The organism is Candidatus Allofournierella excrementavium, from assembly GCF_048526665.1.
Lineage (GTDB): Bacteria > Bacillota > Clostridia > Oscillospirales > Ruminococcaceae > Allofournierella_A > Allofournierella_A excrementavium.
The window spans coordinates 80,905-94,911 of sequence record NZ_DBGFPE010000014.1 but is presented as its reverse complement, the minus strand read 5'-3'; the positions used below and the strand labels follow the sequence as shown (position 1 = coordinate 94,911).

General features: G+C 63.5%; 18 protein-coding genes. All 18 read right to left on the bottom strand.

What is annotated here, in order from left to right:
- Positions 1–12 precede the first annotated feature (12 nt).
- Positions 13–894, bottom strand: coding sequence for a polyprenyl synthetase family protein (locus tag ACMI1Q_RS04240; protein WP_394979148.1), 882 nt, complete (start codon positions 892–894; stop codon positions 13–15).
- Entirely contained in the window at positions 891–1,118 is a 228-nt protein-coding gene (gene xseB / locus ACMI1Q_RS04235) for an exodeoxyribonuclease VII small subunit (RefSeq protein WP_177521517.1), read from the bottom strand. The genes ACMI1Q_RS04240 and xseB overlap by 4 nt, the downstream gene beginning before the upstream one ends.
- On the bottom strand, positions 1,096–2,331 hold the full coding sequence (gene xseA / locus ACMI1Q_RS04230; protein WP_419502913.1) for an exodeoxyribonuclease VII large subunit: 1,236 nt from the start codon (positions 2,329–2,331) through the stop codon (positions 1,096–1,098). The genes xseB and xseA overlap by 23 nt, the downstream gene beginning before the upstream one ends.
- A complete protein-coding gene (locus ACMI1Q_RS04225; RefSeq protein WP_419502912.1) occupies positions 2,324–3,256 on the bottom strand; it encodes a glycoprotease in 933 nt (310 codons plus the stop codon). Before ACMI1Q_RS04225 ends, xseA begins: the two co-directional genes overlap by 8 nt.
- 3 nt (positions 3,257–3,259) lie before the next feature.
- Positions 3,260–3,691 carry a transcription antitermination factor NusB gene (gene nusB, locus ACMI1Q_RS04220; protein ID WP_330057757.1) on the bottom strand — a complete coding sequence of 144 codons (432 nt, stop codon included), beginning with the start codon at positions 3,689–3,691 and terminating at the stop codon, positions 3,260–3,262.
- Positions 3,692–3,765: 74 nt separating this feature from the next.
- Positions 3,766–4,125 carry an Asp23/Gls24 family envelope stress response protein gene (locus tag ACMI1Q_RS04215; RefSeq protein WP_177521521.1) on the bottom strand — a complete coding sequence of 120 codons (360 nt, stop codon included), beginning with the start codon at positions 4,123–4,125 and terminating at the stop codon, positions 3,766–3,768.
- Between the two features lie 94 nt (positions 4,126–4,219).
- Positions 4,220–4,819, bottom strand: a complete 600-nt coding sequence (locus ACMI1Q_RS04210) for a SpoIIIAH-like family protein (protein ID WP_330057760.1) — start codon at positions 4,817–4,819, stop codon at positions 4,220–4,222.
- A 15-nt stretch (positions 4,820–4,834) separates the two neighbouring features.
- Complete coding sequence (locus tag ACMI1Q_RS04205; protein WP_177521523.1) at positions 4,835–5,362, bottom strand: hypothetical protein; 528 nt, start codon at positions 5,360–5,362, stop codon at positions 4,835–4,837.
- 11 nt (positions 5,363–5,373) lie between these two features.
- Entirely contained in the window at positions 5,374–5,805 is a 432-nt protein-coding gene (locus ACMI1Q_RS04200; protein WP_419502911.1) for a hypothetical protein, read from the bottom strand.
- Positions 5,806–5,807: 2 nt separating this feature from the next.
- Positions 5,808–6,863: a stage III sporulation protein AE gene (locus tag ACMI1Q_RS04195; protein ID WP_419502910.1), complete on the bottom strand. Its 1,056-nt coding sequence runs from the start codon at positions 6,861–6,863 to the stop codon at positions 5,808–5,810.
- Positions 6,860–7,240 (bottom strand): SpoIIIAC/SpoIIIAD family protein, encoded by a 381-nt coding sequence (locus tag ACMI1Q_RS04190; protein ID WP_330057767.1) that lies wholly within the window; start codon positions 7,238–7,240, stop codon positions 6,860–6,862. Before ACMI1Q_RS04190 ends, ACMI1Q_RS04195 begins: the two co-directional genes overlap by 4 nt.
- Before the next feature lie 5 nt (positions 7,241–7,245).
- Positions 7,246–7,440: a stage III sporulation protein AC gene (gene spoIIIAC / locus ACMI1Q_RS04185; RefSeq protein ID WP_177521527.1), complete on the bottom strand. Its 195-nt coding sequence runs from the start codon at positions 7,438–7,440 to the stop codon at positions 7,246–7,248.
- Between the two features lie 20 nt (positions 7,441–7,460).
- The gene (locus tag ACMI1Q_RS04180; RefSeq protein WP_330057769.1) at positions 7,461–7,934 is read right to left on the bottom strand and encodes a stage III sporulation protein AB; all 474 of its coding nucleotides are present in this window, start codon (positions 7,932–7,934) and stop codon (positions 7,461–7,463) included.
- On the bottom strand, positions 7,931–8,830 hold the full coding sequence (locus ACMI1Q_RS04175) for an ATPase, T2SS/T4P/T4SS family (protein WP_419502909.1): 900 nt from the start codon (positions 8,828–8,830) through the stop codon (positions 7,931–7,933). Before ACMI1Q_RS04175 ends, ACMI1Q_RS04180 begins: the two co-directional genes overlap by 4 nt.
- 123 nt (positions 8,831–8,953) lie before the next feature.
- Positions 8,954–10,951, bottom strand: a complete 1,998-nt coding sequence (ligA, locus tag ACMI1Q_RS04170) for an NAD-dependent DNA ligase LigA (protein WP_419502908.1) — start codon at positions 10,949–10,951, stop codon at positions 8,954–8,956.
- A gap of 53 nt (positions 10,952–11,004) precedes the next feature.
- Complete coding sequence (locus tag ACMI1Q_RS04165; RefSeq protein ID WP_419502907.1) at positions 11,005–11,517, bottom strand: sporulation protein YunB; 513 nt, start codon at positions 11,515–11,517, stop codon at positions 11,005–11,007.
- Positions 11,518–11,724: 207 nt separating this feature from the next.
- On the bottom strand, positions 11,725–12,717 hold the full coding sequence (locus tag ACMI1Q_RS04160; RefSeq protein WP_419502906.1) for a helix-turn-helix domain-containing protein: 993 nt from the start codon (positions 12,715–12,717) through the stop codon (positions 11,725–11,727).
- Positions 12,718–12,938: 221 nt separating this feature from the next.
- Complete coding sequence (pfkA, locus tag ACMI1Q_RS04155) at positions 12,939–13,913, bottom strand: 6-phosphofructokinase (protein WP_177521533.1); 975 nt, start codon at positions 13,911–13,913, stop codon at positions 12,939–12,941.
- Positions 13,914–14,007: the final 94 nt, after the last annotated feature.

Below are 14,007 nucleotides of genomic sequence, written 5' to 3'. Positions count from 1 at the left end.
CGATACTCCCTTTCAGGTGCGCCGGCAAAGAAGGTTCTCGGCCAGTGCGGTCAAAAACTCCGATCGTTCACCATACGCCCGGCTCAGCCGGCCGCAGGCCTCCGCATTGATCTTTTGCGCCAGTTCCATGGCCCCTTCAGGACCGTAAAGAGTGGCAAAGGTGGTCTTGTTGTTCTCGGCGTCGCTGCCGACGGGTTTGCCCAGTTCCTCGCTGGTGCTGGTCACGTCCAGCACGTCGTCCACGATCTGGAACACGAGCCCCAGGTCATAGGCGAACTGCTCCAGCCGGCGGCAGTCCTCTTCGCCGCCCTCGGCGGCCGCGGCGCCCATCTGCATGGCCGCGTTGATGAGTGCGCCGGTCTTGTTGCGGTGCACCAGACGGAGAGTCTCCTCCCCCACCGGCTGGCTCTCGTACCGAAGGTCCAGTTCCTGGCCCAGCACCATTCCCGCGCTGCCGGCGCCGTGGGCCAGCGCCGCGCTGGCCCGGACGCGGGCAATTTCGCTGACGGGCGCGGCCGCGATGACCTCAAAGGCCTCGGTGAGCAGCAAATCGCCCGCCAGCAGAGCCGTCGCTTCACCGAAGGCCTTGTGGCAGGAAGGCTTGCCCCGCCGATAATCGTCGTTGTCCATACAGGGCAGGTCGTCGTGGATGAGAGAATAGCAGTGCAGCATCTCCACCGCGCAGGCAAGCTGCGCCGCCTGCGGGGCCTCGCCGCCCAGCAGTTCGCAGGCGGCCATGCACAGCACCGCCCGCACCCGCTTGCCGCCGGCAAGGAGGCTGTAACGGGCGGCCGCGTTCACCTGGCTGCCCAGAGGCAGATACGCGTCACAGCAGGCTGTCAGCCGGTCGTTGAAGGCCTGGAGATACGCGTCGTATTGCTGATGGTAATTCATCCTTCGCTCGCCTCCTGGGGCTTTGAAAGCTGCGCGATGCGCTCGTCGATGGTCTGCATTTTCAGTTGAGCCTTGTCCAGCGCGGCGGTGCAGTACTCCGCCAGGGCGGCAGTCTCAGTGTAAAGGGAAATGGCTTCCTCCAGCGGAGTGTCCGGGCTGGCAAGACGGTCCAACAGGTCCTGCAGGCGGGTCATTCCCTCCTCAAAGCTCTTGGGATTTTTCATCGGTGTCCTCCTGTGTTTGGATGACCTGTTCCACCCGGCAGCGGGCGCTTGCGTCGTGCCCCTGCAGCAGAACAGACTGCCCCGGCTGCAGCGATGCCACCGGGATGCACTCCCCCGCTTCGCTGCGAGGGATGGCGTAGCCACGGCCAAGCACCGCATAGGGGCTCAGGGAATGGGCCAGCGCGCAAGCCGACGCCAGTTCCCGCCGCTTTTCCGCCATAAGACCAGCTTTGGCGGCGCTCAACTGCCCGCAGAACGCCAGAAGCTTGTCCCGCCTGGGGCGGCAGAGCGTCTCGCTGGTGATCTGGCCGGCAGTCTGCTGGGCCGCAGCAAGTTCATTATAGCACAAATTCAGCCTGGAATGCATATATTCATGAATATTTGACAAAATCGTGCATATCTTCTGCCGCTCGGCCTCCCGGTCCGGGGTGGCCAGTTCTGCGGCAGCGCTGGGCGTGGGGGCACGCAGGTCCGCCACGTAGTCCAGGATGGAGACGTCGATCTCGTGCCCCACTGCGCTGATGAGGGGCGTTTTGCAGGCGTAGGCCGCACGGGCGATGCGCTCGTCGTTGAAGACCCACAGGTCCTCGCGAGAGCCTCCGCCCCGGGCCACGATGATGACGTCCGCAAGGCCGCTGGCATCCAGTTCTGCGATGGCCCGGCTTATCTCCTCTGCGGCGGCGAGCCCCTGGACGTTCACGCCTGCCAGCAGCAGCGTGGCCAGCGGCCAGCGGCGGCTGAGCACGTTGCGGATGTCCTGCAAAGCGGCGCCGGTGGCGCTGGTGACAACGCCGATGCGCTCAGGATAAGCGGGCAACAGCTTTTTGTGTTCCGGGCGGAAGAGACCTTCCGCTTCCAGCCGCGCCTTCAGCTGGTCAAAGGCCAGCTGCGCCGCGCCCAGCCCGTCGGGGAAAAGGTCCTGCACGTAGACCTGGAAGGAGCCGGTGGCCTCGTAAAGGCTGACCCGGCAGCGCACCACCACCCGCATGCCGTCCTGGGGCACAAAGCCCAGACGGCGGGCCTCCTGGCGGAACATTACCGCCTTGACGCTGGCCTTTTCGTCTTTCAGGGTAAAGTACCAGTGTCCGCTCTTCACATGGTTCACAAAGCCGCTGACCTCGCCCCGCAGGGCAAGATCCGAGAGGAAGCCGTCGCTGTCCAGCGTGGACTTCACATAGCGGTTCAGAGCGGAAACGCCGATCACATCAGTCATGGGCCACCTCCCGCGCCGCCAGCAGGGCGACGCCGATGGCGTTGTCGCTGGAAAAGCGGCCGGGCACAAAGTGAGCGCCGGGCAGACGCACCGACAGCTCCTTCTGGATGATGTCGCTGCTCATGACGCCGCCCGCAAACACCACCGGCAGGCCGGGGTGGTCTTCCAGCGCGGCAACGACCATTTTGTAAGCCGTTTCGGCAACACACAAAAGGCAATACCGGCACACATAGGCCGGGCTTTTGCCCGCGGCCAGCAGCTGATTGCACTGGTTCTCCAGCCCGGACAGGCTGCACTGGGTGCCCTTCACGCTGGCCTTGGGGCGGATGCGCTCGGTACACTGCGCCGCCAGCTCGCTCACCTGCGCGCCGGCGGGAAAAGCAAAGCCCAGGCGCACGCCCACCCGGTCCACCGCCTGCCCGGCGTAGAGGTCGGTGCTGGTGCCGATGCACTCCACCTTGTCCGCGCCGTGGCAGAGCAAAAGGTCGGTGGTGCCGCCGGAGACGTGAAAGACCAGCGCCTGCCGCTCAAACAGGCTCTCGTCCCTGCTGGCATATAGCGCCGCCGCGATGTGCCCCTGCTGGTGGGTGGTCTGGACGAGGGGGATGCCCTTCGCCTTGCTGAACGCCGTGGCGGCGGAGATGCCCGCAAGGAAGCAAGGCATGTAGGAGCCCTCCACCGGGCGGGGCCGGGCGGAGACGCCCACGGCCTCGATCTTCGTCAGGTCCGCCTCGGCGGCAAGCTCTTCCAGCAGGCCCGGAAGCGCTGCCGTGTGGTGGAACAGCGCATCGCTCTGGCGCAGGCCAAGCTGGCCGGGGCGCACCGGCAAAAACTTCTTTTTATCACAAACAACCTCTTTGGAGCAGGTGTCGTACACCGCCAAAGAGGTTGCATAGTTGCTCGTATCGAAACCCAGCGTCAGCATGGCTCACACCTGGGCGGGCTCGCCGCTCTCGAGGCCCAGCTGGCGCACCACACTGCCCAGCAGTCCGTTGACGAACTGATAGTCGGTCTCGTCGGCATATTTCTTGGTCAGCTCCACCGCTTCGTTGATGGCAACGCCGGGCAGCTTTTCCGGGCCGTAGGCCGCCTCGGCAATGGCAAGGCGAAGCACGGTCAGATTGACCCGGGGGATGCGCTCCAGGGTCCAGCCTTTCAGATTTGCGCGAATGAGGTCGTTGATCTCGGCGCTGTGGTCATAATAGGCGGTCAGCAGGGCCTGGGCAAACTCGTCCAGCGGGTAGTCGCCGGCCTCGTTGGCCTGCTCGATCACCTGGTCCAGGGGCATGTCGTCAAAGGTGGCGGCAAAGGCGGCCAGGAAGGCGTTTTCGCGCGACGCGCGTCGGGATAATTTCTCCATCGTTGTTCCTTTCACAGCGAGCGGCCCCCCTGCATGGCGCGGGAGGGCCCTGGCTCTTTGTTGGTCAGTGGGGGTTATTCGGCGGCGGCCTCAGGGCGGACCTGAACGCCGGCCACGATCACGTTCACGCGGGAAACGGTGATGCTGGTCATGCTCTGCACGGCGGCCTTCACGTTCTTCTGCACCTTCTCGCACACCGAGGGGATCTTTGCGCCGTAGAACACCACGACCTGCAGCGTCAGTTCAGCCACATCGTCGTTCAGGCTCACGGCCACGCTTTTGGATTTGGAGAGCAGGCCCTTCACACCGGCGGTGGCGGGGCTGACTTCCTTGACGCCCTCGATCTCCAGCGCAGCCATGCGGGCGATCTTGGCGATCACTTCGGTAGAGATCTGCAGGCTGCCATTCACAACGCAGGTATTTGAAACGTCCATACCCGGTCCTCCCAAAACAAGCAATTTTGCGTCCATGCCGCGGCATGGGAACTTTCCTTGTTATTATACCATCTTCCGCCCCATTCTACAACTGTTATTTTACCTCCACAATGGTGATGTTCTGGGCGGTCACCTGACACTTGCTGAGCACGATGTCCCGGATCTGGGCCACCTCTTCCTTGGTGAGGCCGTCGCTGGTGGTCATCACCGTCACATCCACCGCGTCCCCGTTGATGAAGGCCACACAGTCCACGAAGCCTTTGGCCTTCACAAGGGTCTCGATGTCGCTTTCGGCGGTGATGCTGTCGATGGCGGCGGTGAGCTGCGCGGTGAGCGCGTCCTTCTCCTCGTCCGAGAGCTTGGCGCTTTTCAGGCTCTTTTGCAGGGTGTCCAGCGCCTCGTCCCGGGTCTTGGTGCGGTCAAGGCGCGCCTGCTCGAAGAACTCTTCGCCGGTGGGCTCCCCCACGCTGACCAGCTGGGCCTCGCCGTAGTTCTTGTCGCCGGTCTCCACATCGCCGTCCACCGCCAGCGCATCGGTCACCACGCCGGTGGTGGTCACCGGGGCGTTGGCCTCGGCGGCGTCCAGGGCAAGGTCGGTGCTTTTGGCGTACTCCCAGTTCAGGTACACCGCCACGCCCAAGGCGACCACAAGGGTGAGCAGGGTCATCTTCTGGTTCAATTTTTTGCTGCGCATCACGATACCTCCAACTTAACTCATTTTTGATATGCTGATCCGGTTTGTGGACACCCCGGTGAGCACCGAGACTGCCTGGGTGATCTGGGCGTTCACCGTCACATCGTCCGCGCCCTCGCACACCACGGCAATGCCGCGGATGACGGGCTCCCAGGTCATCTCCACCAGCGCATCCTGACCCTCACGGGTATCCACCAGAATGTGCTCCAGCTGCCGCTGGCCGTTTTCGCCGCCGTCGGTCTCGTCCAGGGCATAGACCGTCTCGGCGCTGGCGTCCAGCGTGACCGCCACCTTCGTGCGGCCCGCGCCCTCGATGGAGCCGATCAGTTCGGTGAGAGTCTCCTCCAGCTGCCGGACATAGGCTTCGCTCCACTGACGGGTGGCGCCGGAGGCCGCGGAGGCGTCCGCCGCTTCCTCTTTGCCGGAGAAGGGCAGGCCGCCCGCGATGAGGAGAAAGACCCCCAGCACCCCTGCGAAAAACACCAGGCTGCCGCGCCCGGCCAGCTGCTTGGGAAGCAGCGCTCCGATCCGTTCCAATTTCATTTTTCCTTCCCTCATGCCTGCGGCTCCGTTGTTTGCCAGGAATATTCCGACTCGCCCAGAAGCTCCTTCGCCAGTTCCAACGCCTTTTCCGGCTGGTCGGTGCACAGCGTCACTTCGGGAAGCGTCTGGCCGCTGCCGGGCGCTATCTCCACCTGCGCCTGGATGCCGGCGGCCGCAAGCCGTTCTTCCAGCTGCCCGGCAAGGCTCTGGCAGGCGTAGCCAGAGACATAGTCCGAGTAATCGGCGGGCTGGACGTCCGATTCAAAGGAGAGGCTTGCCAGCCCCGTCCAGTCCGCACCTGCCGCCGGGGTCACCACCGACACTAAAATATACAGCGCCAGCACGGTTTTTATGCTTTTGAAACTGCCCTGCCGGGGCAAAAACAGGTCCAGCGCCCCGGCCAGGATGCACGCCACGCAGACATTCAGCGCCCAGAGTTTCATGACTATCCCCCTCCCCCCATCGTGATCATCAGCGCGGTGGACAGCACCACCAGCATGAAAAAGAACACCAGAAACGACACACAGATACCCACCGCCTGCCCCATGCCCTCCAGCACGCGGCCCGCCCGGTTCAGGCCGAAGGCCTTGGAGACAGCGCCGCCCAGCTGATAGGCCAGATAATAAAAGGCGCTCTGCACCAGAATGGGCAGAAAATCGATGGCCAGCACGGCGATGGCGGCAAACCCCAGTGAGCCTTTGAGCACCCGCAGGCCGCTGAGCACGCTGCCCATTGCGTCGGAGGCTACGCTGCCCACCACCGGGATGCTGCTGCTGATAAGGAACTTGCCGGTCTTCATGGCCAGAGTGTCGGCGTTCTGGGCCAGCACGCTCTGCAGCCCAAGCACCGCCCCGAACAGCACCGACACCAGCCCCAGCAGCCATTTGACCGCCTTTGCCAGAAGTTCGCAGCCGTCGGCCACGCCGCCGATGCCGCACAGGCCTCCGGCGGTGTTGAGCGCCAGATAGACCTGCAAAACCGGAAGCGCCGCCGCGCAGATGACCTGGGCGCTGAAGTTGGCCATGGTCAGGAACATGCCGCTGTACACCATGGCCTGGGTGGGCTGGCCGCAGCTGGCAACGACGCCGGAAAACACCGGCACGAAGCTGACCAGATACACCTGCCACCGGGCGACGCTCTCGCTCACCGTGTTCACCAGTTCCAGCGCCGGGGAAAGACTCACGGTGAACATGCCCAACACACAGACGCTCTCCAGCGGCCCGGACCAGTCGCCCTGAGGCGCAAGGGCCAGCGCCACCGCGCCCAGCAGCGCCGCGCCCAGCAGCTGCACCAGCAGGCGCACCGGCTTTTCAAACTGCTGCCGGGCGGTTTTGAGCAGCGCGCTGAGCATCTCGCCCAGCGACGCCTGCTGGAACTCTTCGGCGGTGATGCCCGGCTCGTCCAGCGCCTGCTGCACGTCCGGCGGCAGGGCTTCGCCCTCGGCAAAAACCACGGCGGGCAGCACCAGCAGCAGAAAAAGGATACAAAGGATTCGTTTCATTGCAAAAACGCGATCAGCGCCCCCATGATGTTTTCGAACAGCGGCAGTGCGCACACCAGGATCAGGCAGCGCCCCGCTAGCTCCACTTTGCCCGCCAGGGTGGAAAGACCCGCGTCTTTGCACACGTCCTGCATGTTCTGAGCCACCAGCGCGATGCCTGCGGCCTTGAGCACCACCAGAAAGCTGTCGCCGTCCAGATAGCCGGCGGCGGCGGAAAACCACTCCACCAGCGGCTGTGCCAGCTGCAGGATGCGCCCCAGCAGCAGCACCGCGCACAAAGTCAGACACACCGCTCCATAGGCGGGCAGATACTGGCGCAGCAGCACGGTGAGCATGGCCGCCACCAGCACGAAGGCCGCTATCCCGAAGATCTCCATGGCCTTCAGAGATTGAACAGTGATTTGATGCTGATGAACAGATCGCTTATCTGCTGCACCAGCATGGAGAGTACCACGATCAGGCCGGCAAGGGTGGTCATCATGGCCTGATCCTCCCGGCCGGAGCGTATTAGCAGTTGATTGAGCACCGCCACGATGATGCCGATGGCGGCGATCTTGAACACAAGGTCAATATCCATTTGCAGCTCCTTTTCCCGGCTCAAAACAGCATCAGCGCCGCCAGCACACCGCAGCACAGCCCTGCTTTTGTATAAAGCTGTTTGGCCTGTTCGTACTCCTGCCGCGCGCCTTCCCGCAGGAGCGCGCAGCGCTTGAGATAATAGGCGCAGTGCCGCGCCTCCTCCTGCCCTGCCGCGCTGCCCAGCCGGGTGAAGAATCCCTCCAGCTGGTCCCAGGCGGGCCTGTCCAGGTCGGGCGGGCAGGAAAACGCCTCCAGCTGCCCGCACTCCTCAAGACAGAGGCCGGGCATGTCCCGCCGCGCTTTGAGCAGCGCGAGGATCTCGCTCAAAGGGGCGGCGCGGTAGACGATCTCATCCTGCGCCAGCGCGATGAGCCGTTCCAGCTGTTCCAGCGCCGCCAGCCGCCGCCGCTTTTTTTCGGTCAGCCACCATCCGGCGGCCCAGCCGGAAAAAGCCACCAGTGCGGCGCCCAGAAGACGGACCGCCGCGCTCACAGCCAGCACACCTGCTGCACAGCGCCGGGGCGGTTCGCACCCGCCAGCAGCCCGATGCAGGAAAAGCTTTTTGCCAGCTGCTCCCGCGTGGCGCAAAAGCGCTGTTCCACCGCTTCCACCGCGTCGCCGTGGACGGTGCAGACAAAGCTCACGCCGCCCTTTGAACCGGCGCACACCGCGGCAAAATCCCCTTCGTCCCCCAGCTCGTCGCAGAGGATGACCTGCGGGCCAAGACTGCGCAGGGCGCTGATGATGCCCTCCCGCTTGTCACAGCCGCTGAGCACATCGCAGTGCATCGGCACCGGCGCGGCAAAGCCGGCCGGGCCGCAGGGCCATATCTCCATGCGCTCGTCCACCACCGCCACCTTTTTGCCAGCGCGGCTCAGCAGCGCCGACACGCCGCGCAGCAAGGTGGTCTTGCCGCTGCCCGGAGGGCCCACCAGCACAAGGCCACGGAAAGGCCCCAGCAGATGGTCCCGCAGCGGGGCGGGCAGTTCCTCTGTCACCGTGCGGGCAATGCGGATGTTCAGGGAGGTGACGGTGCAAAGCCCCTTCATGGCCTGTCCCTGCATGTGGAACAGGCCCGCCACCCCCACCCGGTGCCCGCCCGGCAGCGTGAAAAAGCCCCGGGCAAGCTGCTGCTCATAGCTGTGGACCGAATGTTCGCACAAGGAATAAAAGCACTCCTGCAGCTGGGCGTGGGTCAGCGTCGGCCCGCCCTGTCCCGCGCCCTGGCCCGGCAGACAGAACTGCCCGTCGGCGCAGGTCAGCACCACCGGCCTGCCGCTGCGCAGGTGTATCTCGTGGATGGTCTGTGCCTGCCGGGGAGACAAGTCCTCCAGCGGGCGGCGCAGAAAGCCGGGCAGCCGGCGTATCGCGGCGTAATACTCGTCCATTTTGTTTCACCGTCCCTTTGCTTTCTATGGTATGAGGCCCCGGGCCGGGATAGAACAAAAAGAGCGCCCGCTTCCCCGATGGGAAACGGGCGCTCTGCGCCATGTTCTGTTGTGTGAAGGGCTTCAGCTTTGCAGCATTGCCAGGAATTCCTGCTCGGTGAGCACGGGCACGCCCAGCTGCTGGGCCTTGGTGAGCTTGGAGCCCGCGGCCTCGCCCGCCACCACATAGGCGGTCTTTTTGGAGACCGAGCCGCTGGCCTTGCCGCCGTTCTTGACGATGAGGGCCTCGGCCTCGGCGCGGGACATGGTCTCCAGCGTGCCGGTGACCACGACGGTCTTGCCCGCCAGCTTGTCGGTCTTTTCCTCGCCGTGCCAGGTCATGTTCACCCCGGCGCGGCGCAGACGGTCCACCAGGTCGGCGGTGCCTTCGCGGGCAAAGAACTCCACCACGCTCTGGGCCATCACGCCGCCGAACCCGTCGATGGCGCTGATGGCCTCGGCGTCGGCGGCCTGCACCGCCTCCATCGAGCCGAAATGCTCCGCCAGCAGGGCGGCGGCCTTGTCGCCGATGTTGCGGATGCCAAGGCCGAAGAGCAGTTTGTCCAGATTGTTCTCCTTGCTGGCCTCGATGGCGCCCAAGAGATTCTCCACGCTCTTCTGCTTGAATTTGTCCAGCGTCAGAAGCTGCTCGGCAGTCAGGTCGTAGAGGTCGGCGGCGCAGCGCACGTAGCCCTTGTCCACCAGCTGGGCCGCCACCGCCTTGCCCAGGCCGTCGATGTCCATGGCCGCCCGGGAGGCGAAGTGGATGAGGTTGCGCAGCGTCTGGGCCGGGCACTCGGGATTGATACAGCGCAGGGCCGCCTCGTCTTCCAGATGCACCACTTTTGCGCCGCAGCTGGGGCAGGTGTCCGGCAGGCGGAAGGGCGCGGCGCCCTCGTGGGCATGGGCGGTGACCGCCACCACCTCGGGGATGATGTCCCCCGCCTTGCGCACCAGGATGGTGTCGCCGATGGACACGCCCAGCTGGTCGATAAAGTCCTGGTTGTGCAGGATGGCACGGCTGACGGTGGTGCCCGCCAGCTGTACCGGCTCGAACACCGCCGTGGGGGTGAGCACGCCGGTGCGGCCCACCGTCACATCCACCTGCAGCAGCGTGGTGGGCTTTTCCTCCGGCGGATATTTGAAGGCGATGGCCCAGCGGGGGAACTTGTTGGTGCTGCCCAGCACCTCCCGCTGGCCGAAGTCGTCCACCTTGATGACCGCGCCGTCCATATCGAAGGAGAGTTCGCCGCGGCGGCGGCCGATGTCCTCGATCTCGCCGATGGCGTCCTCGATGTCGGTGAAGCTGTTGTAGCGGGGCGACACGGGAAAGCCCAGGGATTTGACATAATCGAGGCTCTGGCGATGGCTGGTGATGGTGGGGCCGCCCCGCATCTGCTGGATGTTGAACACGAAGATGGAGAGCCCGCGGCCCGCGGTGATGCGGCTGTCCTTTTGGCGCAGCGAGCCGGCGGCGGCGTTGCGGGGATTCTTGAAGGGCTGTTTGTCGCTGAGCTCCTGCTCTTCCACCAGCTTTTCAAAGGCTGCGTGGGGCATGTAGACCTCGCCCCGCACTTCCAGATATTCCGGCGCGTTTTCCAGCTGTTTGGGGATGTCCGCGATGGTGGCGAGGTTCGCGGTCACGTCCTCGCCCACCACGCCGTCGCCCCGGGTGGAGCCGCGCACAAAGCGCCCGTTCTCGTATTCCAGGCTCACCGAGAGGCCGTCGATCTTGACCTCCACCACATACAGCGGTTCGAGGCTTTCGCCCCGCACCCTGCGGTCGAACTCCCGCAGCTCATCAAAGCTGAAAGCGTCCTGCAGGCTTTCCATCTTGACCTGATGGGTCACCTTGGCGAACCGCCCGGAAGGCGCGCCGCCCACTTTCTGGGTGGGCGAATCCGGCGTGACCAGCTGGGGATACTCGGCTTCCAGAGCCTTGAGTTCCCGAGTCAGCGCGTCATATTCATAGTCCTCCAGTTCGGGGGCGTCCTGCTCATAATAAAGGCGGTTGTTGCGTTCGATCACCTGGCGGAGATACGCGACCCGCTCCTTTGCCTGTTCCAGTTCCACGTTTTTCACCTCTGCAAAAGCCGCCTGCGGGCGGCTGGTCGTCTCGAGCCATTATACCACAATCAGCCGGACCCTTCCACATAAAATTCCGGGGTCTGGCCCACGATCAGTACCTGAGCCACACAGATGGTGCTCTGGGCCGTCGTTTCCACCTGCATGCCTGCCAGCACGGCGCACATCTGCACCGAAAACACAAGGTCGGTCTGCAGCTTGGTCTGGTTCACGCCCGCGGCGGAAAAATCGGTCTCAACCTGGCTTTCCACGTGTGACAGGGGGATAACCTTTACAGTGATGTCTGGCCCGCGCCCGGAGAAGAGTTGCAGGCCCAGAAGGGTGCCCAGCGGGATGGAGAAATCCGCCGCGCCCTCTTCCATCGCCTGGGTCAGATCGCCCTCCAGCGTGTACTGCAGGCGGGCCAGCTTGGCAGTGTCAGTTTCGGCGCTCTGCACCAGACCGGTCTCGTCATAGCGGAGAATATACAAGTCCTCCAGCAGTTCAGGCGACCGGCGCAGGCAGTCGCCCACCGCGGCCTGCATCCAGCGCACCGCCCGCTCGCGGCATTCATACTCTGCCATCGTTCGGGCAACAGGCCGTATCTTCTGCTCCAGCTTTACAAGACTGAAAAGCAGCAGCGCGGACAAAAGCAGCGCACACAGGGCAAATCGATTCAACTTCCCCTTTTTTCGACCTGCTTCGCTGTTCTGCCGCCGCATGGAAAACGCCCCCTTTTCACCCGATGTTCTTTTAAAAAGATATTCGGGCAGAGGGAAAAACGTGAAAATTCAGGAATTTGAATCCTCGCTGCGCCAGACGGTCAGCTGAAGAATGCTGCTCAGCGCGGCATACAGCACGCCGGCCAGCGGCCAGACAACCCAGGTGATGCCCCAGCGCCCGGACAGGAAACTCCAGCCGAGATAAATCGCTACGGCAAGGGACCAATAAGCCCAGGCAACAGCCTCTTTCGCGCCGTTTTTTTCCTTTTCACAATAGGCGTAGTCCGCTTCCTGGAGAAGTTTTGCCATGCTGGCCCAGCGCACGCCGCACAGGATGAAGAGCACCACGCCGACGCCGGCCAGCAGGATGGTCAGGCACAAGAGCAGGACCGTTGGGAGCAGATCGCCTTTGAGCAGGATGCTCAAAAACAGCGGAATGATCGAAAGGATGCAGATGCAGGTGGCCGCAATGTTGCAGGCGGCATAGGTGCCGCGGTAATTCTTCTTTTTCTCAGTCACCAAGCCGTGCACGCCATATTCCGTCTCAAAGGGCTCGCTGTCGATGAATTCATAGGGGGCGTTCTTGAAGCCGCACCAGACAAAGAGTGAAACGCCCGCGGCGACCAGCACCACAAGAGCGCACAGCCCGGCAGCACCGGCGATCTCCTCCGTAACGCCGGCAACGCCTGCATCCGAAGCAGCCCCAAGCATTAAAAGCGGAATGATGGAAGCGATGCAGAGAAAAGCGCCCGCGGCAATGAGAACGGCGGCTTTTTTGCGCCACTGCAAAAACTCCTGGGCCTGCCCGAGAGTGATGCGTTTCACGGCCGCTTCTTCCCCGCCTGGGGCATACTCTTCCTGCTCCAGTTCGTCCTTCAAAAGATAATCGGTGGTCACACCGAACAGCGCGCTCATCTGCAGCAGCTTTTCCAGTTCCGGCACGGTCTGCGCGCCCTCCCATTTGGACACCGCCTGACGGGATACATTGAGTTTTTCGGCCAGTTCTTCCTGTGACCAGCCGTTTTTCTTCCGAAGGCGGATCAGTTTGTCGGCAAAGATCATTGCGTGTTCCTCCATAGTTCGAGTGCGGCGGGCATATCGTGCCCTTCGCCTGGGTCCAGCATACAGGAAAACCCGGTTGCGCGCCACCAAACGGCAGCTTGAAATTTGTCAACCCGGGGTTGCAGCCCGCGAAAACCATACGAAACGCCACAGAGAGTATGGCACAAACAGGGAAAAGAAAACGGGTCCGCCGCACAGCGGCGAGCCCGTGAGGACAGGATTCAGATGGAGATGGTCTCGGCCACATCCAGCAGGGTGGTGTCGATGCTCTTGTGCATGGACAGGGCCACATTGATGTCGTAGTCCACGATCTTGTCGGCGGACACTGCCACAACGCGGTTGAAGATGCCCTTTTCCAGCAGGATGACCGCCTGATAGCCCATGCGGGAAGCGGTGACGCGGTCCCGCAGAGTGGGAGAACCGCCGCGCTGCACATGGCCCAGAACGGTGGCACGGGAGTCGATGCCGGTGCGGGCCTGGATCTCGTTGGCCAGATCCTGCGCATGGCCGGCGCCCTCGGCAACAATCACGATGAAGTGCTTCTTGCCGGTCTTCTGGGTGAACTGCATCCGCTCCAGGATGTCGCGCTCCAGATCGTAGGGCCGCTCGGGGATGAGGGTGGCGATGGCGCCGGTGGCGATGCCCACGTTCAGGGCGATGTAGCCGGCGTTGCGGCCCATGACCTCCACCACGCTGCAGCGGTCGTGGCTCTGGGTGGTGTCGCGCAGCTTATCCACCATCTCCACCGCGGTGTTCATGGCGGTGTCGTAGCCGATGGTGTACTCGCTGCAGGCGATGTCGTTATCGATGGTGCCGGGGATGCCGATGCAGGGGATCCCCAGATTGGCAAGCGCCTTGGCGCCGCGGAAGGAGCCGTCGCCGCCGATGACCACCAGCGCGTCGATGCCCAGCTTCTCGCACATTTCAGCGCCCTTGCGCTGACCTTCCTCCGTCTTGAACTCAAGGCAGCGCGCGGTATACAGAACAGTGCCGCCGCGATGGATGATCTCGGAAACACTGCGCAGATTCATCTCGTAGGTCTCGCCGTTCAGCAGGCCGTTGAAGCCGCGCTGGATGCCGATCACCCGCATGCCGTGGCCAAGGGCGGTACGCACAACGGCGCGCACCGCAGCGTTCATGCCAGGCGCATCGCCGCCGCTGGTAAGTACGCCAATCGTCTTGACTTCCTTTGCCATAAAAAAGCCCCCCTAAAACGATTCATTACAAAAAAGCCGACAGGCTCTTCGCGGAAAAACACCGCGGCCTCACAGCTGTGGATTACCACAGGGC